Source organism: Candidatus Hydrogenedentota bacterium, from assembly GCA_035450225.1.
Taxonomy (GTDB): domain Bacteria; phylum Hydrogenedentota; class Hydrogenedentia; order Hydrogenedentales; family SLHB01; genus DSVR01.
This window is the reverse complement of sequence record DAOTMJ010000003.1, coordinates 165,029-186,522: the sequence shown is the minus strand read 5'-3', so window position 1 is coordinate 186,522 and position 21,494 is coordinate 165,029. Positions and strand designations below refer to the sequence as shown.

17 protein-coding genes are annotated in these 21,494 nt (G+C 58.7%); 11 read left to right on the top strand and 6 right to left on the bottom strand.

The features are described from left to right. Nucleotides 1-252: 252 nt before the first annotated feature. From P5540_03850 to P5540_03830, 5 genes are all read right to left on the bottom strand, one after another. Nucleotides 253-636: a GxxExxY protein gene (locus tag P5540_03850; GenBank protein ID HRT63936.1), complete on the bottom strand. Its 384-nt coding sequence runs from the start codon at nucleotides 634-636 to the stop codon at nucleotides 253-255. 232 nt (nucleotides 637-868) lie between these two features. Next, on the bottom strand, nucleotides 869-1,393 hold the full coding sequence (locus tag P5540_03845; GenBank protein HRT63935.1) for a formylglycine-generating enzyme family protein: 525 nt from the start codon (nucleotides 1,391-1,393) through the stop codon (nucleotides 869-871). A gap of 347 nt (nucleotides 1,394-1,740) precedes the next feature. After that, nucleotides 1,741-3,324 carry a hypothetical protein gene (locus tag P5540_03840; protein HRT63934.1) on the bottom strand — a complete coding sequence of 528 codons (1,584 nt, stop codon included), beginning with the start codon at nucleotides 3,322-3,324 and terminating at the stop codon, nucleotides 1,741-1,743. A gap of 5 nt (nucleotides 3,325-3,329) precedes the next feature. Further along, nucleotides 3,330-4,697 carry an SGNH/GDSL hydrolase family protein gene (locus P5540_03835; GenBank protein HRT63933.1) on the bottom strand — a complete coding sequence of 456 codons (1,368 nt, stop codon included), beginning with the start codon at nucleotides 4,695-4,697 and terminating at the stop codon, nucleotides 3,330-3,332. A gap of 188 nt (nucleotides 4,698-4,885) precedes the next feature. Next, nucleotides 4,886-7,492, bottom strand: coding sequence for a tetratricopeptide repeat protein (locus P5540_03830; protein HRT63932.1), 2,607 nt, complete (start codon nucleotides 7,490-7,492; stop codon nucleotides 4,886-4,888). Between the two features lie 254 nt (nucleotides 7,493-7,746). Here P5540_03830 and rpsB point away from each other — a divergent pair, with 254 nt between their 5' ends. From rpsB to P5540_03780, 10 genes are all read left to right on the top strand, one after another. Beyond that, nucleotides 7,747-8,565: a 30S ribosomal protein S2 gene (gene rpsB, locus P5540_03825; GenBank protein HRT63931.1), complete on the top strand. Its 819-nt coding sequence runs from the start codon at nucleotides 7,747-7,749 to the stop codon at nucleotides 8,563-8,565. Between the two features lie 8 nt (nucleotides 8,566-8,573). Next, nucleotides 8,574-9,236: a translation elongation factor Ts gene (gene tsf, locus P5540_03820; protein ID HRT63930.1), complete on the top strand. Its 663-nt coding sequence runs from the start codon at nucleotides 8,574-8,576 to the stop codon at nucleotides 9,234-9,236. A gap of 3 nt (nucleotides 9,237-9,239) precedes the next feature. Beyond that, nucleotides 9,240-9,959, top strand: a complete 720-nt coding sequence (gene pyrH / locus P5540_03815) for a UMP kinase (GenBank protein HRT63929.1) — start codon at nucleotides 9,240-9,242, stop codon at nucleotides 9,957-9,959. A gap of 52 nt (nucleotides 9,960-10,011) precedes the next feature. Beyond that, the gene (frr, locus tag P5540_03810) at nucleotides 10,012-10,569 is read left to right on the top strand and encodes a ribosome recycling factor (GenBank protein ID HRT63928.1); all 558 of its coding nucleotides are present in this window, start codon (nucleotides 10,012-10,014) and stop codon (nucleotides 10,567-10,569) included. Nucleotides 10,570-10,608: 39 nt separating this feature from the next. Beyond that, a complete protein-coding gene (gene uppS / locus P5540_03805) occupies nucleotides 10,609-11,340 on the top strand; it encodes a polyprenyl diphosphate synthase (protein ID HRT63927.1) in 732 nt (243 codons plus the stop codon). Then, the gene (locus tag P5540_03800) at nucleotides 11,341-12,174 is read left to right on the top strand and encodes a phosphatidate cytidylyltransferase (GenBank protein HRT63926.1); all 834 of its coding nucleotides are present in this window, start codon (nucleotides 11,341-11,343) and stop codon (nucleotides 12,172-12,174) included. Between the two features lie 15 nt (nucleotides 12,175-12,189). After that, the gene (gene prfB, locus P5540_03795; protein ID HRT63925.1) at nucleotides 12,190-13,317 is read left to right on the top strand and encodes a peptide chain release factor 2; all 1,128 of its coding nucleotides are present in this window, start codon (nucleotides 12,190-12,192) and stop codon (nucleotides 13,315-13,317) included. 410 nt (nucleotides 13,318-13,727) lie between these two features. Continuing rightward, a complete protein-coding gene (lysS, locus tag P5540_03790; GenBank protein ID HRT63924.1) occupies nucleotides 13,728-15,230 on the top strand; it encodes a lysine--tRNA ligase in 1,503 nt (500 codons plus the stop codon). A gap of 82 nt (nucleotides 15,231-15,312) precedes the next feature. Further along, nucleotides 15,313-16,749, top strand: coding sequence for an aspartate aminotransferase family protein (locus P5540_03785; protein HRT63923.1), 1,437 nt, complete (start codon nucleotides 15,313-15,315; stop codon nucleotides 16,747-16,749). 14 nt (nucleotides 16,750-16,763) lie between these two features. Then, on the top strand, nucleotides 16,764-17,519 hold the full coding sequence (locus tag P5540_03780) for a sulfite exporter TauE/SafE family protein (protein HRT63922.1): 756 nt from the start codon (nucleotides 16,764-16,766) through the stop codon (nucleotides 17,517-17,519). A 48-nt stretch (nucleotides 17,520-17,567) separates the two neighbouring features. Here P5540_03780 and P5540_03775 read toward each other — a convergent pair whose 3' ends face one another. After that, nucleotides 17,568-18,491, bottom strand: a complete 924-nt coding sequence (locus tag P5540_03775) for a diguanylate cyclase (GenBank protein HRT63921.1) — start codon at nucleotides 18,489-18,491, stop codon at nucleotides 17,568-17,570. A 214-nt stretch (nucleotides 18,492-18,705) separates the two neighbouring features. Between P5540_03775 and ileS the strand changes: the two genes are divergently transcribed. Next, a complete protein-coding gene (gene ileS, locus P5540_03770) occupies nucleotides 18,706-21,492 on the top strand; it encodes an isoleucine--tRNA ligase (GenBank protein HRT63920.1) in 2,787 nt (928 codons plus the stop codon). Nucleotides 21,493-21,494 lie beyond the last annotated feature (2 nt).

The window sequence follows — 21,494 nt, the reverse complement described above, 5'->3', positions numbered from 1 at the left end:
CCGCGCCTTCGCGTGAACCTTCTATCTCACACAAAGACGCAAAGACGCCAAGGCTATTTTTGTTCTTCTTTGCGCCTCCGCGCCTTCGCGTGAACCTTCTATCTCACACAAAGACGCAAAGACGCCAAGGCTTTTCTCTTTGTTCTTCTTTGCGTCTTTGCGCCTTCGCGTGAACCTTCTATCTCACACAAAGACGCAAAGACGCCAAGGCTATTTTTGTTCTTCTTTGCGCCTCCGCGCCTTCGCGTGAGGCTATTCCTCGAGTCCATTCACGACACGGAATATTCCGTCTTTGATGAACTCCGCCCCGAAGTTAATCAGCAGCCCAAGCCGCTTGTCCATCAGCCGCAAATACGTCAACAACTGCTTCTTGTGAACCCGCAGGACCTGCTCGACCGATTTCAGTTCGAGGATGACCTTGTCTTCCACGACCACGTCGGCGCGAAATCCCTCATCGAACTGGATTCCATCATATATGATAGGCACGGGCACTTGCCGGTCGAACCGCAGGCCCCGCTTGCGCAATTCATGCGCCAGCGTCACTTCATACACAATCTCGTATATCCCCGGTCCCAGCGCCGTATGCACCTTGTACGCCGCATCCACCACCTGCGTCGCTATCTCATTCTCCGTCATTTCCCGTCCCTCCTTTGCGCCTCCGCGGCTTGGCGCGAACATTGATCTCACGCAAAGCCGCCAAGTCTCTTCTTCTTTTTCTTCTTTGCGCCTCCGCGCCTTGGCGTGAGTTCTTACCCCGAACCGGCAACGGCTTACAAGCGGCTCCATACGCCATCAACGACTTCTTCCAAACCGTAAAAAATTTCGGCCGCTTCGCGGCAAAAAAGGGAAAAAAGAAAAAGTGTACACGCTAGTTCGCGCCGACGGCACACACAACGCGAAATCCGACGAAGTAGAGCCGGTAGTCCGGGGTGAGGTAGTTGCGATCCGCCGCGCGGCAGTAGGGCGCATTGTTGCTCCACGACCCGCCACGCAGCACCCGGGTCGAGTAGGCAGGATTACTCTCCCATGCACTGCCATCGGTCGGCGCGCCCGTATAGTCCGAGCGCCACCTATCCTGGCGCCATTCCCAAAGGTTTCCGCTCATATCGTACAGCCTAAACGCGTTCGGCAGTTTCCCACCCACGGGCTTGCTGCCACTGGGCGTACTGTTGTCACAATACCACATGTACTGGCTCCGAATCCCGTCGTCCTCGCAATCGTCATTCACGCCCAGCGAATCGCCGAAATAGAAGCGCGCCTGCGTCACCTCGTATTTGCCCATGTAGAAGGCATAGCCGATGTTGACGGTATGGACCGGCCCTTCATCGGACCAACGGCTGCGCTCCGTGTCCGGCGAGCCCATCTGAAAGGTCCCCGCCGGTATCCGCACCATCACGAGCGGGACGTTGCCGGGCAGCAGGATGGTTTCGTCTTACCGGTAGCAGGAATGGGCACTCTGCCGTCAAAAGACAAAGAGTCAACAAGAACGGGACAAATACGATTTGCGACAAGCGTTTCATGGCACGATCCTCTCCCATGGAGCCTTGGCCCGGTTGCACCTCGCCAAAAACGGTCAAACGGAAAGGATTGGCCAAATCACGGATATGCGATCCGGTCCTTTTCGTATCCGTTTCGGCAAACCCAGACTACCATACTTGCCTGTTACAGTAAATAGTTCGAATTTCGAGCCGGTATTCGAGTTCGTAGACACGGCATCCTTGCCATGTTTGATCGAACCGGTTACCGGCGCGGGTCGTTTTCGGAATGCAAGGCGGCGCCGCCCGCGGGCCGGGACGGATGGATGGCCACCCAAACAAGGAGTGCAAGCGCGGCGGCGATCAGCAACCGGGGCCATGCGCGTCCGGGCGCATATTCGACATGAAGCACGGCCGCGCGGAGTGGATCGGCACAGGGCGGCGCCTGGGTAAGGCGGGCATTCCCGTATCGCACGGTATCGCCGGGGGCGATTACCGCCCGTTGCGCGCGTTTCCCGTCTTTTCCGATAAAGGCCAGTTCATATTTGACATCGGGGGGGCGCGCATGGCGCGTGAACCGGATCAGGGCATCGCCCTGCCGGACCGCCTCGCCCTCGCGGACACGGATCGGGTTCGACGCGTGCGGCCCGTGGGGTGAGGTTTGGGAAGGTTGTTGATCCGCAGTCCCTTCGGCGCCGTCTTTTCCAGCGGCCGCCTCGTCGTCCCTGTATAAAACCACTTCTGAAATTCGGGTTTCGGATGCGGACACGGCGACGGCTCGTTCCATCATTTGATCAATCCGGATTTCCACGGTCGCGCCGGCCGGTTTCCAAGGCGTCCCGGTCGAAACGGCCTCGCGGCCGATCAAGGCGCCCTTTTCGTGGATGGCAAGTTGCGCCCGTTCGGCGGAAACACCGACTATCAGGATCACGGTATCGAGGCGGGCAGGGTATTCGAAACGCACCGGCGCATCGTCGCCGGGCGCATTGGCGGTTATCCATTCCCGGCGCGTCCGGCCGCTTTCGTTCCATTCGACCTCGATGGCCGGTTGAGGACCGGCGGGCGTCGGATGGCGCTCTTCCACGCTCACCAGATATACCGCCGCGCCGTTGGACAATTCCACCCCGGCATGGGGGGCAAACGACTCGAACCAGTTCATGGCGCTGCCGTCCGAGACGCCCCATCGGGCGGATTCGAGCCCGGGCAATCCTTCGTCGAGCACGGCGCTGGCCGCTTCTTCGGAACCGGCCCACTGAAATCGCAGCCCGGTGGACGGTGCGATGCTGCGCCATGCCCCCGACAGCAGGAAAAGACCTTCCGTCCATGCCTCCCCGTCTTTCCGGAGCGAAACCACGGCCATCGCCGTACCGTGCGGTTCGCGAATCAGGCCCAACCATGGACGAATGGTTTCCACGCGATATACGTTTCCCTGAAGTTCAATGCGTTTTCCCGGGGCGATTTCCTCCGTTCGCTCCTGTTCGGGTTCCGTGATTTTCAACGTGTCGCGTGCCTCGCCGCCGCCGATGGGCGTTGCCCGTTCGAGCCGTATCGCAAAAGGCAAGGCGATTGCATCGTATCGGCCGGTATCGTCCAGATATTTTGCGGATACTACCGGCATTTGAAATGGAATCTCCGTATGCGGCTTGTCGCGCAGCACGGGCAGCCGGCCCGGCAAAGACGGCAAACGGTCCGGTTCGGGAAGGCGCACCGCCACGTTTTCGCTTCCACCGGCGCCGATGCAGATCTCCCCCGAAAACGCATCCATCCCGCGAACGGCTTCCATCGCGCCGCCCAGAGACAATGCGCCGATTCCCGCCGCCAGCAACGCCATGCGCCATGCCCGGGTCATGTGAACTACTCCTTCACCCGATCGATCCGCGCGCCCACGTATTCGCGGACCGCTTCGAAAATCGCCTGGGCCTTGAGATCTATCCCCTCATTTTTCATGTGGCAGATGTCCCCAAAATAGTACGTTCCGTCATTGAAACGTTCCGCGACGGGAATATACAACGCCCCCGTTTCGCGGCACATCGCGCGCACCTGTTCGTTGAACTGCCGGATGCCGCGCCAATACGTCGAAAAGGCCACATAACGCCCCCCCCAGTTTTTCTCGCAGGACCAGTCGTAATACGCGCGTTCCACGCGCGTCAGGCCGTTTAGATCCGGGCAGGCGAAACTGCACACGGCCATCGGTATGCCGCGCTTGGCAAAATAGGCGCGCATAAGACGCAGATTGGCGAAGATCTCGCGATCGAAATCCGCCGCCATGACGCGATCCGATGGGAGAAGCCACCGGTTGCCGTAATAATTCACAAAGCGCAGCCGGCGGAGCAAACGCGCGACCGACCCCGCGCGCTGCGTCACCCATTGCGGGTAGATGGTATGGCAAATATCGTTGACCGCGTTGTAGTAAACGACAAAATCCGGTTCGAGCGCGAGGTAATCCGCCGAACGCATCCATTCCTTGAGCGAATTCATGCCCGACAACCCGCAATTGACGACTTCGACGCGATCCCCGAATTCCCGCCGGAGTTTGCGTTCGAGGAGATTGGGATAGGTCATGGCGTTCGTGTCGCCCTCTTCCGTCGTGGAACCGCCCACGCACACAATCCGAAACAATCCCTTGGGCTTGGGCACGATCACGTCGTCGTCGCGGAAGCCGAAATTGTTGGTCCGGTATCGGCCGTCCGGACTCGACACCTGTTTTTTGCAGGTGAGAAACGGAATCTCCCAGATGGATTCGGGTGGAACGGGCGGCGCGTTTTTCGGCGGATTGTCCACAAACACCATCATGCGCGACGGATCCTTGTCAAGAGACAAAAACACCGTCATCGAAATCGTGGACAGATGAATCAACGCCGGCTGCCCGGTTTCGATTGCCTGGACAAAATGCGGTCGAAGTTCATCCGACGCCGCCGGCCCCAACACGGTTGCCAGCGTCTGAACGGGCGGGGGTTCACGTCCCACCTCGCCCGGCAGGCAAAGAAATTTCGGATAACGGCCGGCGATCCGGCCGTCCCGCTCGCAAATCAACACCACGACCTGATACAGGGCCGCGAACCGTTCGCGTTGGGGATCCTCAATTTCGGAAAAGAATACGGCGCGTCGGATACGATCATCCCGATTGTCGGGCACAAAGGCGTCGGACAGCGTTTCGGCAGCCGGCGCGGAGGCGGCCGCCCGAGCTTCTTCAGAAAGGGTCCATGCTTGGGCTGGAGGCAATGAAACAGGCCAAGGCGTCCCATCCCTCCACGAACGAATATACGGATTTGTCCGATCAATACGCCATACTTGTATGCGAAAAATGGTTTCCGCAAACAATACGAAAACAATCCCCCAAATAAATAGCAACAGGCCGAAATAAAGCCATTTCACATATCGGTTTCCCCCGGATTGTGAAGAGTGAGTCATTATTCGTTTCGTCCGGAATCCCGGCGGAGCCGGTCCACCAAGGGAGCGGGCAGAGGGCCATACATGGCGCGGAGACGTTTCAACTCGGCCCATGCCGCGTCATAATCCTTGCGTTCAATCAGCGCTGCCACGAAGGGACCGATCACCTCCTTCAACTCGGGCTTCAGCTCGAACGCCTTCCGGAATGACACCTTGGCGCCCATGTCGTCGTTTTTAGCCAACAAGACCACGCCGATGTTGAGGTAGGCGTTTGGATCTCCCGGCGGGGGGCCAATCGCCTCGCGGAACGAGGCCAGCGCGCCGTTCAGATCGTTGGCCTGCAATTGTTCCTCCCCGCGTTTCAGGGCGGCCTTCGCGTCGCCGGAGGATTCCGGACGGGGCGGCGTTTCCCCGATGTCCGGCGCGGGTTCGGCAGGAATGGATGCGGTATTGGCCACGGTTTGTTGTTCGTCTGAAGGCGGCGGCTCGGGCGGCGGCGCATCCATGAGGGCCATGGCGTCGCGCAGGGCGTCGCGCGGCCGCGCATCGCCCGGATCGTATTCGATGGCCTTTTGGAACGCCATGATGGCTTTTTCATAGTCGCGCTTGCCCATGTAAACCTTGCCGAGGCAGGTATAAGCCCATCCGTACTTCGGGTCCATGGCGAGGGCGCGCCCAATCGCCGCCGCCGCGCCTTCATAATCGCCCTTTTCCGTCAACAGCGTGCCGATATTGACATGGGACCACAAATAATCCGTCGCGTTCAGTTCGACAGCCTTGGAAAAGGCGGCCAAGGCGTTGTCCGCATCGCCCATGTCCTTGTAGGCCATGCCCATATAGGAATAGGCCCTCGAATAATCGGGCTGAATTTCGACGGCTTTGCGCGCGGCGGCAATCGCCGTTTCATAATCCCTGACGCGCCAGAATTCCATGGCCAAGTCGCCGAATTCCACCGGCGCCTGTTCCGGTAGTTTTGGCGTGCTGGAACGCGGCGCGGGTTTGCCGTCCACTTTATAGATCAGCACATGCTGGATCCCGGGAAATTCCGTCATCGTAAAGGAGAGTCCCCGGGCAGTCAATTCACGGTCCAGATCCGTCCAGGGTCCCTGTGAAAAATAATACGTTTCATAGGCAATCCAGACGGAAGGCGGCCCATCGCCGGGTGTTTTCGGCGGACGATCGAGCGCGAGATAGAACGCCGCCTGTTCGGCAAGGACCTCCGGCGTTTTCGCATAGGACAACACATTGCCGATGGGCCCCAGGTTGTAGGCAAAGACCCGTTTCCACATCCAATCCTGCACAAGCAGCAGATCGTCGGCCTTGACGCCCGCTCGAATGTGGTTTCCCGCGGCAAGCCACGAGGTTCGCTGCGGATCGCCGATGACCAGAAAGATCTGGTAAACATAAAGCACGACCAGCGCGGCCACGGCGCCGGCGCGGACCGGCCGCCATCGAATCGAGGCGACGGCCATGCCAACCAATAAATACGCGCCGAGAGAACAGTATGTCGTGTATCGCGGAAAGATGACGGGCCGCCAATACACCGATGCCGTGTAGAGCACCAGCGGCGGCAGCAGCCAGAACATCGCCAGAAAACAATACCATTTCCATTCAGGCGGCTCCCCGCCGCGTTTTCGTGCATGGATCCAATCCAGCAGGCATTTGATGCCGAGTCCCAGGATCGCGACGATAAATAGCCACATGGCCGCGCGCCCCACCTTCCATTTGTATCCGGCGAGTGCGCGCGCATACGGTGGTTGCAAAATCCACTCGAACGCGGTGGGTGTTCCGCGCAATTGATAGGTCATGCCGATAAAATCGTCGGCGAACAGATCGCCGATGAACTCCTGCCGCGTCGGCACCTTCTGCCATTCGGACGTTTCCTCGGCGGACCAGAATTTGATGGTCGTCAGAAACAGCAGGAACGGAATGGCGATCAGGACATGGCAGGCCATCCACAGGCAAAGAGGCTTGAATTTACGCGCGTGGAAGAGGAGGAAAAACAGACCCTCGATCGCGGGGACCATGGCGCCAAAGGTATGAGTCCACACGATCAGCACGTTCACGGCCAGATGCGAAATCCACCAGCGCTTTCCGCCATCGCGCAACAACCGAAAAAAAGTATAGGCCGACGCAAGCGCGAAAAGCGTCAAATGCACGTACATGTGGATTTCCTGCGCAAAATGGCGATGAATGGGCGACAGGGTCACCAGCAACGCGGCAACAAGCCCGGCTGCAGGACTGTGCAAGGCGCGCCCAAAAACATAGATGAGCGGAACGATGAGCAGGCCGAAGAAGACGGACAACATCCGCTGGCTCGACGGCGACCGGCTCACAAGGCGGTTCCAGAAATATTCGATTGTGTCGTAAACAGGCATGGTGGCCGGATCGATTTCGTGATTGGTTTTCAGGAATTCGAACCAACTTTGGGCGGGACGATGGAACACCTGTTGCTGCCAGCGTTCATAAAAGGGCGATTGCGTATAGGCATCCGGCGCATTCAAAAAGACAAGGCTCGTGAATTCGTCGAACCATACCGATTCGCGTTCGATGCCGTATAGCCGCAACGCGGCAGCCAGAACCACCAGGGCCGCAAGGGCCACGCCATGCCGATAGTTATTTTTCACGTTGTGTTGTCCATCTTGAAAAAACGGTTTATCTCATCTTAGTGGCCGCTTCCCGCTCATGTCAAAGGTTCCCAATCCCCCGGTCAATCCATGCCGAGAATCGGCGCGCAATTTGCGCGGCGGCGCGGCCGCGTGCTAGGATACCCTCCTGTTTTCAACCACACAGGGGTTTCGATGCAGTCAAGGCCAGGGTGTTCGCCTGTTGCGAATCGGCCGGAGAAGCCCCAAGGCACAACCCTGAAGGAGAAGGAACGATGGCAGTAGTAACCATGCGGCAACTGCTGGAAGCCGGGATTCATTTCGGGCACCAGCGCCGTCGCTGGAATCCGAAAATGGCGCGGTTCATCTTCGGCCAGCGAAACGGCATTTACATCATTGATTTGCAGAAAACCCTGCGCCAACTTACGAAGGCGTACGTGTGCGTGCGGGACATTGTCGCGGACGGCGGCAACATCCTGTTCGTCGGCACGAAGAAACAGGCGCAGGAAGCGGTCGCCCGCGAAGCGCAACGCTGCGGAATGTACTACGTGAACAACCGCTGGCTCGGCGGCACTCTGACCAATTGGGAAACCATCCGGCAGAGCATCCGGAATCTCGAGAATCTGGAAGAGATGTCGGCCACGGGCAAACTCGACGAGATGTTCACCAAGAAGGAAGCCATACAGAAGCGGAAATTGGCCGAAAAAATCAATAAAAACCTTTGCGGCATCAAGAAAATGCCGGGCATTCCGCAGGCGATGTTTGTCATTGACGCAAAGAAGGAAGCAATCGCGGTGCGCGAAGCCGAACGGTGCGGCATTCCGTGCATCGGCATCGTGGATACCAACTGCGATCCGGACATGGTTCCGATACCGATCCCCGGCAATGACGATGCCATTCGCGCCGTAAGCCTGTTCTGTTCGGTCATTGCCGACGCGGTGCTTGAAGGCCGCATGCGGGCCGACAAGGTCTTTGCGGAACGCGAAGCGGAACAGAAGCGTCAACGCGAAGCCCGCGCGGCGGAAAAGCAGGCCGCCACGGAAGCGGAACGCGCCGAAGAGTCGTACGCAAACGAAGAAGACGAGAAGGAGTAGGGAACGTCATGGCATTCACGGCAAAAGACGTGGTAACCCTCCGCGAGATGACAAACGCGGGGATGATGGATTGCAAAAAAGCGTTGAACGAAACAAACGGCGACATGGACGCCGCGGTCAAATGGCTGCGCGAACACGGCATGGCGCAGTCCTCGAAGCGTGCCGCCCGCGTGGCCAGCCAAGGCATGGTCGCCTCGTATATTCACATGGGCGGAAAAATCGGCGTGTTGGTCGAGGTCAACTGCGAGACGGATTTCGCCGCGCGATCCGAACCGTTCCAGGCATTCTGCAAGGATATCTGCCTGCAGGTTTGTTCGGCCTCGCCCCGGTGGGTCGCCCGTGAAGACGTGCCCGCCGCCGAAATCGCCGCCGAAAAAGAGATTTACATGATTCGCGCCCGCGAAACGGGCAAACCCGAAAAGGTTTTGGATAAAATCGCAGACGGCATGCTCAACAAATGGTACAAGGAAGTGTGCCTCATGGAACAACCCTTCGTGAAGAATCCCGATCAGACCATCGAGCAGCTCACGAAGGAACTCAGCGGACGCATCGGCGAAAAAATAGACATTCGCCGCTTCGTGCGGTTCCAACTCGGCGAAGGCATCGAAAAGAAAGAATCGAACCTTGCCGATGAGGTGGCCCAGGCCATCGCGGAAGCCAAGGGAAACTGAATCGTGTCCACCCCGAAGTACAGACGGATCCTGCTCAAACTCAGCGGAGAAGCGCTGCAAGGGTCCACTTCGGGCGGAATTGATTTCGCCACGCTGAACACATTCGCGGATGAAGTGGCAGACGCCCGCGCGATGGGCGTTGAAATCGGACTGGTCGTCGGAGGCGGCAACATTTATCGCGGCGTGAACGGCGCGGATACAGGTGTTGACCGCCCCACCGGCGATTACATGGGCATGCTGGCAACCGTCATCAATGCGCTGGCGATACAAGCCGTGCTGGAGAAGCGCGGCGTTCCCACGCGCGTCATGACGGCCATCGAGATGCGACCCGTCGCCGAGCCGTATATACGGCGTCGCGCGGTGCGCCACCTCGAAAAGGGGCGCATTGTCATCTTCGGCGCGGGCACCGGCAATCCCTTCTTCACGACGGACAGCGCCGCCGCGCTGCGGGCGAGTGAAATCGGCGCGCAAATCCTTTTCAAGGCGACCAAGGTGGACGGCGTTTACAACTCGGACCCGGTCACCAATCCCGCGGCAACAAAATTCGACTCTTTGTCGTATTCCGAAGTGCTTGCAAAGAATCTGCGCGTGATGGACGCCGCCGCGATTTCGCTGTGCCGCGACAACGCCATTCCGATTCTGGTATTCAACCTGCGACGCCCCGGCAGCATCATCGAAGCCCTCCGGGGCGCTTCCATCGGAACCATCGTCGAGGGGAACTGAAGACACGAACCATCCGCCCGACACGCGGATTCCATAATAAGGAGATAGGTCCATGTCGAAAGCGCTTGAAAAAGAAGCCCGCGAAAAGATGCAAAAAAGCCTGGACGCCTTCAAGATGGAGTTGACGCATATCCGAACCGGCCGCGCCTCCATCGGGCTGGTTGACAGCATCGAGGTGGATGCCTACGGCTCAAAGATGAAACTCAGTCAAGTCGGCACGGTCACGGCGCCCGAACCCCGGCTGCTCGTTATAGCCCCTTGGGATAAAACACAACTCCATGCCATCGAAAAGGCCATCCTGGCGTCCCCCCTGAACCTCACGCCCAGCAACGACGGCCGGGTCATTCGCATCCCATTCCCGCCGCTGACCGAGGAACGGCGCAAAGATCTCGTGAAACTCGTCGGCAAAATGGCGGAGGAAGCGCGCATCGCCGTGCGCAACACGCGGAGGCATGTCGTTGACACGGCGAAGAAAATGCAAAAGGACGGGGAACTACCCGAAGACGAAGCCCATAAACTGACCGCCGACATCCAGAAGATTACCGACGATTTCATCGCCAAGGTGGACGAGGCGTTCAAGGCCAAAGAAGCGGAAATCATGGAAGTCTGACGCCTTCGCGCGCCGGATTCCCGGAAAGCAGAGCACTCCATGCGACGCATGCCCAAGGCGGAACTGGACCTGGCGCGGCTGCCACGCCATATTGCCATCATCATGGATGGAAATGGACGTTGGGCCGAACGCCACGGCGTAAGCCATGAAGAAGGCCACGAGGCGGGCGCCAAAAGCGTGCGGGCGGTCATCGAGGGATGCCGTGAAATCGGTATTGAAACCCTGTCGTTGTACGCGTTTTCCACGGAAAACTGGAAGCGTTCCGATCGCGAGGTGAACGCCCTGTTCACCCTCCTTAGCAAATACGTCCACCTGGAAATCGAAAACATCCACAAGGAAGACATCCGCGTCACGATTATGGGACGCCGCGAAGGTCTCAGTGATCGCGTCCTTCAGGATCTCGACCATTGCATGAACCTGACCCGAAACAACAAGGCGATGACCGTCAACGTCGCGTTGAATTACGGGGGCCGTGGCGAAATTGTGGATGCGGCCAAGGCCTTTGCCGCCGACGTGGCGGCGGGCAAGGTCCCCCCGGACCAACTGGACGAGGCCGGCTTCGCGCGCTATCTGTACGTGCCGGATCTGCCGGAACTTGATCTGCTCATTCGGACCAGCGGCGAAATGCGCGTCAGCAATTTCATGCTTTGGCAATTGTCCTACGCGGAAATCGTGCCCATGCGCGTGTTGTGGCCCGACTTCCGCAAACGCCACCTGCGCGAGGCCATTGCGCAATACCAGGCGCGCCAACGGCGCTTCGGCGGACGCTGAATGGGTGACAACGCGCTAAAAACCCGTCTGTTGACGGCCGTGGCCATTCTGGGCGTCCTGCTTTCCCTGATTTGGGCGCCGATTCTGGAATTCTTCTTCGCGATCTTCATTACGGGCCTCGCGGCCTACGGCCTGCGCGAATATCACCGCATGGTCGAGAACCGCCAAATCGAAACCGAGACCGTCGGCGGCATCCTCATCGGCGCCGCCGTGACGTTCAGCGGATACTTCCATCACCACGAAACCCTCGCGCTCGCGCTCTACGGCGGCTGCGCGGCCGTGGCGTTGCTGCACATGGCGCGCGGCCGGTTTTCGCTGGCGGGTTTCGCCTGCTCGATTTTCGGCGTCGTGTACATCGGCTGGTTCGGCGGGCACATGCTGTTGCTTCGCGGCATTCCGCAATATGGCGCGGGACTGGTGACAATGACCATCGCCGCCGTTGCCTTGACCGACGGCGCCGCCTATCTGGTCGGCTCCGTCATCGGAAAACACCGCCTGGCGCCCGTGTTGAGTCCCAAGAAATCGTGGGAAGGCGCGATTGGCGGATTCATGGCGGCGATCATCGGCATGGGCGTAATCTATCTTCTGGCCAACGTCGCGGGCTGGCAGGCGTTTCCCGCATGGTCGCTCAAGCGCTATTGCTTCATCGGCGCGATGCTGTCCGTTGCGGGACAAATCGGCGATCTCGCCGAATCCACCCTCAAACGTTCGGCCGGCGTCAAGGATTCCGGCACATTCTTCCCCGGCCACGGCGGGGTGCTTGATCGGGCGGACAGTTACCTGTTCGCAACACCTTTGGCCTATTACCTCGTTGCGCCGCTGTTTCATTCCTAAAAGAAGGGAATTCGCATGTACGAACTGGAAATCAGCCGTTTGAAGGAATACCAAGAACGGTTGCAGGAATTACGCAAGTGTCTGAATGTCGAAGGCGCCAGGACCCAGATTGTCTCCATCGAACATCAGATGGCCGCCGCCGGATTTTGGGACGACCCCGATACCGCCCAGAAGGCCCTTCAAAAACTGAAGACGCTCAAAGCGTCCATCAGCGCCCCGGACGATCTACACAAGGAACTGGAAGATGCCTTGGCCTTTGCCGAACTGGCCCGGGAAGAAGCCGACGAGTCGCTGGCCCCGGAAATCCTCAGCCACACAAACATGATCGAAGAAAGGTTAAAACTTCTCGAATTGAACAGCCTGTTTACGGATCCCCGCGATGCCAAAAATGTCATCTTGAGCATTCATCCCGGGGCGGGCGGAACGGAATCGTGCGACTGGGCGGAAATGCTGTTCCGCATGATTATGCGTTTCTGTGAACGGCGTGAATACGTGACCGAAGTCGTGGATTACCTGCCCGGCGAAGAGGCCGGACTCAAGAGCGCCACAATTACAATCGCCGGACCCTTCGCATACGGCAATCTGCGGTCGGAGGCGGGAGTCCACCGACTCGTGCGAATTTCACCGTTCGACGCCGCCAAACGCCGCCACACGTCGTTCGTCGCCATTGAAGTCCTAACGGAAGTGGACGAAAACATTGAAATCGAAATACGCGAGGAAGACCTCAAGATGGACGTGTTCCGTTCAAGCGGCGCGGGCGGACAAAAGGTCAACAAGACCAGTTCCGCGGTGCGCCTGACGCATCTGCCGACGGGGATTGTTGTCGCGTGCCAGATCGAGCGGTCACAACATCGCAACCGCGCAACGGCTCTCCAGTTCCTGAAGGCCAAATTGTACGATCGCGAACTCAAACGACAGGAGTCGGAACTGGCCGCGCAACGCGACGGCCAGCAGGACGTGGCATGGGGAAGCCAGATCCGCAGCTACGTGCTGCATCCGTACCAGATGATCAAAGACCACCGGACAGGCGTCGAAACCAGTAATGTTGACCGCGTCCTCGATGGCGATCTCGACATGTTCATCGAAGGCTATCTCAAATGGGATCTACACCGGAAAAGCAGACCGGGAAAGACAGGCGACTAAAGGCGTCGGCAACCCGGAATTGCGGCCAACGTCCACGGCTGGCGCGGATTGGCGCAGATGAATAAATAATTTGTGGTTGTTTCAATAAAATCGTTACCTGAGATTACCGAATTTCCAGACATTGTTTGAGTCTGCAATCGGCTTTTCCCGGTTGAATGAGTTATGGAATTGCATTGAAGCGTTGATCGTGGAGTCCCGACATGGAAGAAGCATGAATGGGTGGGACAGGCTGTCCAGCCTGTCCGTCCACGGACACGGCGTGGCATCGGAAAGACAGACTGGACAGTTTGTCCTACGTTTTCCGCGCAAAAGACGCCACGTGCGCGTTCAGAGCCATAATTCGTGACTTTCGAGAAAGTTACAAAGTATTGTCATTCAACCCTTCATCCTAAAAAGGAGTGATTTTTTTCATGAACGACGAAGCGCATCACTCGACCGAACAGGACTTGATTAAGCACCGGCTAAACAAACTGGAACGCATCCGTGGACGCGGCGACGAGCCGTTCAAGTACACGTTTGCGCGTTCCTGCATGATCGCCGAAGCGCGCGCGAAGTATGAGGCCGCGGAAGCCGAAGGGCTGGCGCATGACGCTAACGATATATCGGTTGCGCTGGCGGGGCGCATGACGGCGTTTCGCAGCCACGGCAAGAGCAGCTTTGCCGACCTGCGCGACGAATCCGGACGGATTCAGATCTATCTCAACCAGAAAGCATTAGGCGAAGAGGCGTATGCCGCATTGGATGATCTCGACTTGGGCGATTTCATCGGCGTCCACGGAAAGGTCAAGCGCACACGAACGGGCGAAATCACGGTTTTTGCCGAATCCTATACGATCCTTACGAAGTCGTTGCGCGCGTTGCCGGAAAAGTACCACGGCCTGACGGACATCGAGACGCGCTACCGCCAGCGGTATCTCGACATGGTGTCGAATCCCGAAGTGCTCGACGTGTTCCGCAAACGAATCGGCGTCGTTTCGCATTTGCGCGAATGGCTCACGGCGCGCGGCTTCCTCGAAGTCGAGACGCCCATGCTGCACCCGATTGCCGGCGGCGCCACGGCGCGCCCCTTCATCACCCATCACAACACCTACGACCGCGATCTTTACCTTCGCATCGCGCCGGAACTGTACCTCAAGCGACTGATCGTCGGCGGTTTCGAGCGCGTGTTCGAGATCAATCGCAACTTCCGCAACGAGGGCGTGGACACACGGCACAACCCCGAATTCACGATGATGGAGTTGTACGAGGCCTACCAAGACTACCTTGGCCTGATGGAAGAAACCGAGGAAATGCTGGTTTCCGTCATCGAGAACGTGACGGGCGGATTGTCGTTCGAATACCTGGGCGAAACCATCAACGCACAACGCCCGTGGAAACGTCTCACGCTGCTCGGCGCGATCCGCGAGTTCGCCGGCATTGATCTCGAAAAGACCCGCGACCGCGACGAAGCCGCGGCCATGGCTAAGAGCATAGGCGTTGAGGTTGATTCAACGATGGGCTACGGCAAAATCGTGGACGCCGTCATGAGCGAGAAGGTCCAGCCGAACCTCGTCCAGCCAACCTTCCTTTACGACTATCCGATCGAGATTTCGCCGCTGGCCAAACGCCATCGCAACAATCCGATGCTTACCGAGCGATACCAGGTCTTCATCGGGCGGCTGGAACTGTGCAATGCGTTTTCCGAGTTGAACGACCCGATTGACCAGCGGGAACGCTTCATGGAACAACTCAAGTTGCGCGAACGCGGCGACGACGAAGCGCAACGGCTCGACGAGGATTTCATCACCGCCCTCGAAGTCGGCATGCCGCCAACCGCCGGCCTCGGCGTCGGCATTGATCGCCTCGCAATGCTCCTCACCAACTCCCCAAGTATCCGCGACGTGATCCTGTTTCCGCAGTTGCGCGTTATCTGAAGCGAAGGAATGCGCTTCGGCAAAAAGTGGCATCTCCCCCACTCCGCCGTGATAGACTCGGCGCACATGGAGTACACCGCCAATGGGAGACCACGAACGTCATAACCCGATCATTCCGCCGGAAGGAATGGATAAGGGCGAATTGCTGGAACGCTTGCGCGCCATGGCGGGCGATGACGTCCGATGGCGCGAACATCGCGTGTTTGCGCTCGTTTACGACCTGTCGCCGGAACATTTGGATTTTTTACAGGAAGCCTACGGCCTCTTCTTCGCGACCAACGCCCTGAATCCGATGGCGTTCAAAAGTCTGCGAATCATGGAGCACGAGGTCGTTTCCATGACCGCGAATCTTCTTCACGGCGGCGCGAATGCCGCCGGCGTGATGACCTCGGGCGGAACGGAAAGCCTGCTGTTGCCGGTGCTGGCGTACCGGCAGCGCGCGCGGGCGCGGCGGCCCTGGATTCGCCGCCCCGAAATCCTCGTTCCCGATTCCGCGCATCCCGCCCTCATGAAAGCCGGCGAATATTTCGACGTCCGAATCGTCCGCACGCCGCTTATGCCGGATTTCCGTGTGGATGTGGACGCCATGCGGCGCCGCATCACGTCGAACACGATCGCGATCGTCGGTTCCGCGCCGTGTTATCCCTACGGCGTCATCGATCCGATCGAAGCATTGGCGGATCTCGCGCGCGAACACGGGATAGGCTTGCATGTGGACGCCTGCCTGGGCGGTTTTCTTTTACCATGGGTTGAACGCGCAGGGCATCCGCTTCCGCTGTGGGATTTCCGGGTTCCGGGCGTCACTTCGATTTCCGCCGATGTCCATAAATACGGATACGCGGCGAAAGGCGCATCAGTCATCGTCTACCGCTCGATGGATCTGTTGCGTCATCAGTTTTTCGCGGATGCGGATTGGTGCGGCGGCGTGTACGCGTCCACCTCGCTGCCGGGCACGCGGCCCGGCGGCGCGATTGCGGCGGCATGGGCCTCGCTGATGGCCATCGGGGAAAACGGATTCAAGGACAACGCCCGCCGCATGCTCGCCGTCACCGAACGATTCAAGGAAGGCGTCCAAGGCATTCCGCCGCTCGAAATTTTGGGCCATCCGCCGGTGGGCGTCATGGCCATCGGATCGCATGATCGGAAAATCGGCGCCTTTGCCGTGGCCGATTTTCTCGGCGATCGCGGCTGGCATGTAGACCGGCTACAGCGGCCCGAAAGCATCCATCTCATCCTGAATCCGGGCCACGCGCACATCGCGGAGGACTATTTCAACGATTTGCAGGCGGCGGTCGAATACGTGCGGACGCATCCCGACTCCTCGCTCGAAGGCAGCGCCCCGATGTACGGGCTTGTGGCCAAGGCGCCCATGCGTCGGATGGTCAAGCGCAATGTCCTCCAAGTGCTCGAACGCCTGCATACGAACGACGCTTACACAGACAACGCGACGCACCTCCCCGCCCCCTTGCTGGGCCTGATGCGCCTGCGCGCACGCGTTGCGCGGCTACTGGGCCGTTAGAAAGGATCGCCGCATTGGAAGGCCTCCTTGTCGCGTTTGCGTTCGCGCTCGGCGGATTCGTGCAGACAATCGCCGGGTTCGGCTCGGCGCTTGTGGCGATTCCCCTGGCGACACTCGTTATCAACGTCCGCACGGCGGCTCCGGCCCAAGCGCTTATGGGCTTCGTGGTCACCCTGTCCGTATTGCAACAGAATTGGCGCGGCCTGCGATGGCGCGAAGCGGGGCGCCTGATTGCGGGATCCCTTTTGGGCGTTCCGCTGGGCGCGATCGTGCTGAAATCGTTTCCATCGGGTATTGTGACCGGGTGCATGGGCATCATGCTGATCGGATACGGTCTGTGGCTTGTCCGCGCAAACCTTGACGCCGAAGAAGCATCCCGGACGCAGGAACGGGGTTGGCGCCCCGCGCTATGGGCCGCCACGGTCGGCTGGATCGCAGGTATTCTCGGCGGCGCCTACGCGACGGACGGCCCCCCCCTTATCATGTACGGCACCTACAAGCGCTGGCCGAAGGCCACCTTCAAATCCGTGCTCCAGTGCTGCTTTTTGGTAAACGGCATAAGCATGGTGGTGTGGCACGGAGCCAACGGCCTCATCACGGCCGATGTGGTCCGTGCCGGCATGTTCGCTCTGCCTGGTGCGGTAATCGGCACGATTGCAGGGCGTTACGCGGACCGTTTTATTGACCACGACCGGTTTCAACACCTGCTGCGCGCCTTGATCCTGATACTAGGCATCGTTTTGTTTGCGCAGGCTTTCCGATCTTCTTGATTATTCTTGCGGACTGTCCAGCCAAACCACCGGATTTGGCAATTTTCATTATTTTGTCAGATTGTGGGCCGCAATCCGTTCGTCGGGCTTGCTTTTGGCTTGGAGCAGACTTCGCATGGCTTCCCCTAGAACGTGCTCCGCGCCAAGGGCGCTTCCATTTTGACATGCGACAATGCCTGCGCTAAGCCGGGCCTCGGTCGGAAAATTGGGGTCGGAAAAGGTGGTGGATCCGACCTCGCGCACAATCTTGGTGGCGTATCCCACGGCATCTTCAAGCGGGGAATGGGGCAACACAGCGGCGAAAAGCGTGCCGTCATACCGCCCCAATATGTCGTAGGTGCGCGAATGGTTGCGCAGAGTCATGGCCACTTCCGCCAGCAAATCGTCAAGGGAAACAGGCCCCAGTTCCTCGTCCAGCCCACGAATTTCATCCACATCGAACACGACGCAAGACACTGGGTAATTGTACCGATGGGCCTTTTCCACTTCCTCCTGCAAGCGCTCCAACAGATACCGGCGGTTTCGAAGACCGGTCAGATAATCCGTGTAGGAATTGTCAAGAAAAAAATCATGCTGCGTGCGCAAACGGTCCTGTTGAAGTTTCCGTTGCAGGGCAGCGTCCACGCGAATCATGACCATCGGAAGATTGTAAGGCTTTGTTATATAATCTATTGCGCCAATTTGAAACCCATGGGAAACATCTTCGGGCGCGCCCTTGACCGTTACAAAAATCACCGCGATATCCGCCGTTTTGGGGTCTTCCTTCAACCGTTTGCAGACATCGTAACCACTCATTTTGGGCAGGCAGACGTCAAGCAACATCAAGTCTATTTTTTCCCGTGTACAGACTTCCAGCGCCTCTTCCCCCGTATGCACGGCAAACGCATCGTAGTTGTGCAGTTTCAAACCCTCGCACAACACCGATGCGGTCTCGTAACAATCATCCACAACGCAAACGCGTAATCTCGACACTTCGGACCCTCAACTCCAAATCCGCCTTCCGGTTCGCCTTCCCACTACAGTTTACCTCAAAATGACCTTTTTTCGCAAGTCTTCGATCAAGTCTTTGAATTGTGTGAAATATACGAGTTTCTTGTTGACATTTCAGCGTATATATGGTATGTTCTCCGCCATTCTTGCGGGCGGCTTTTTTCCCGCAATCAGACACGGAAGGCCATGGGATCGAATGAGTACGCAGGATTACAAGAATACGGTCAATCTTCCAGAAACCGCCTTCCCGATGCGCGGCGATCTCGCCAAACGGGAACCGGGCTGGCTGGAATCTTGGGACCGAATGGGGTTATACGAGCGCATTCGCGAGCAGTCCAAGGGACGTCCAAAGTTCGTGCTCCACGATGGTCCGCCCTATGCGAACGGTGAACTCCACGCCGGCACGGCCCTGAACAAGATTTTGAAGGATTTCATTGTCAAGTCGAAGCAAATGAGCGGCTTTGACGCGCCCTATGTGCCGGGTTGGGACTGCCACGGCCTGCCCATCGAATACAAGGTTCTCAGTGATTTGGGCGATGAGGCCAAATCGCTTTCGCAGGTCGAGATACGGCGGCGTTGCCGGGCTTTCGCGTTGAAATACGTGGACATTCATCGCGAGGGATTCAAGCGATTGGGTGTGCTGGGTGACTGGCCGAATCCATATTTGACGCTAAGCCGGGAGTATGTGGCCACCATCATTCGTGTGTTCGGGGAAATGTACCGGACGGGCGCGGTATCGAAAGGCCTCAAGCCCATTTATTGGTGCGCTTCATGTCAGACGGCGCTGGCCGAGGCCGAAGTCGAATACGCAAATCATCGGTCGCCATCCATCTATGTAAAGTTTCCGGCGGTCGCGCCCGTTCCCGGCCTCGACGGTCCCGTGTCCTATGTCATCTGGACCACAACCCCTTGGACGCTTCCGGCGAATCTTGCCATTTGCCTGCATCCCGATTTCGAGTACAGCGCGGTGCGCGCCGGGGATGAAACGCTCATCATGGCGACGTTCCTGGCGCCGGCGGCGCTGGCGGACTGCGGCATCGAGACTTTCGAGACCCTCCGCAAATTCGACGGCAGGGACTTGGAAAATTTGACGTACCGGCACGTGATGTTCCCCGACCGGATCTGTCCGATTATCCTGGGCGATCATGTGACGCTCGATGCGGGGACGGGCTGCGTCCATACCGCGCCGGGGCACGGCCAAGAAGACTATGTCGTCGGCGCGCGTTACGGAATCCCGCCGCTGTCGCCGGTGGACGGCGCGGGAATGTTCACCGCCGAGGCGGGTCCCTATGAGGGATTGAACGTATTCGATGCCAACGCGCGGATCGTTTCCGACTTGCAAGCGTCGGGCGCATTGATGAAGACCGCGTCCATCGATCACAGTTACGCGCATTGCTGGCGGTGCGCGAATCCGGTCATTTATCGCGCGACGCCCCAATGGTTCATTCTGATCGATCACGACAACCTAAGGCAGAGGCTCATCGAAGCCATTGACAAGGTGGAATGGGTGCCGGCTTGGGGCAAGGAACGCATTCGCTCGATGGTCGCGCAACGTCCGGACTGGTGCGTCAGCCGCCAGCGGGCATGGGGCGTGCCGATTCCGGTCTTCTATTGCGAGGCATGCGACGAGGTCTATGCCACGCCGGACAGTTTCGCCAAGATCGAGGCGCTGGCCATGTCGGCGGACGATGGCATTGATCGGTGGTTCGACCGCGAGGCCGCCGAATTGATGCCGGACGGCGCGAAATGCGCCCAGTGCGGCGGCACGCGCTTCCGCAAGGAAACCGATATCCTCGACGTGTGGTTCGATTCCGGCGTGAGCAACCGCGCCGTTTGCGAAAACCGCCCCGATCTGGGTTGGCCGGTGGACATGTATCTCGAAGGCAGCGACCAGCACCGCGGCTGGTTCCAGTCCTCGATTATTCCGGCGGTGGCTGTCAAGGGCGAGCCGCCGTACCGTTCCGTCGTCACCCACGGGTATGTCGTGGACGGCGACGGCAAGAAAATGTCCAAGAAACTGGGCAACACAATGCAGTTGACGGATCTGGTCGGCAAGCTCGGCGCGGACATCGTGCGGCTGTGGGTGGCGAGCGAGGATTACCAGCAGGATATCCGCATCTCGAACGAGATTCTGACACGGCTGCAGGACGCCTATCGTCGCATCCGCAACACGTTCCGCTACATGTTGGCGAACCTGTATGATTTCGGTGCGGAGGACGCCGTGCCGCTTGAACAGTTGGAAGAAGTGGATCGTTGGGCGTTGCACCGGATGCAGTTGTTGCGCGCACGCGTAATCAGGGGATACGAAACCTATGAATTCCACGGGGTTTACCATGCCGTGCATAATTTTTGCGCCGTGGACCTGAGCGCATTCTATTTCGATATTCTCAAGGATCGCCTGTACACGTTCGCGGCCAAGTCGCGCGAACGGCGAGCGGCGCAGACGGCGTTGGCGGACCTGCTCGTTGACCTTCTCAAACTGTTCGCGCCCGTGTTGCCCTATACCTGTGAAGAGGCGTGGCAGCACGTGCCGGCCCATCTCAAAACCACCGACAGCATTCATCTGGAACTCTTCCCGCCGGAAAAACCGCAGCATCTCTTCTCCGGAGAGGCCATCGCCAACTGGGACCGTTTGCTGCGCCTTCGCGCCGTCGTGTCGAAGGAACTTGAGGAGAAGCGCCGGCAGAATCTCATCGGGTCATCTCTTGAGGCTTCCGTGACGTTGTACCCCGGCGATACGCAAACCGAGTCGCTTCTGCGGACCTATGCGGCGCAGTTGCCGTGGGTTTTCATCGTCTCGGCCTGCACAGTAATGCCGGTATCCGATGAAGCGGCCCGGACCGAGGAACGTCTTCTGGCCGTTGCCGAAAAAGCGAAGGGCGCCAAATGCGTCCGTTGCTGGAATTACCGTGAATCGGTGGGCGCCGATGCCGCGCATCCGTCATTGTGCAATCGTTGTGTCGTGCAATTGGGAGAACGATAGGC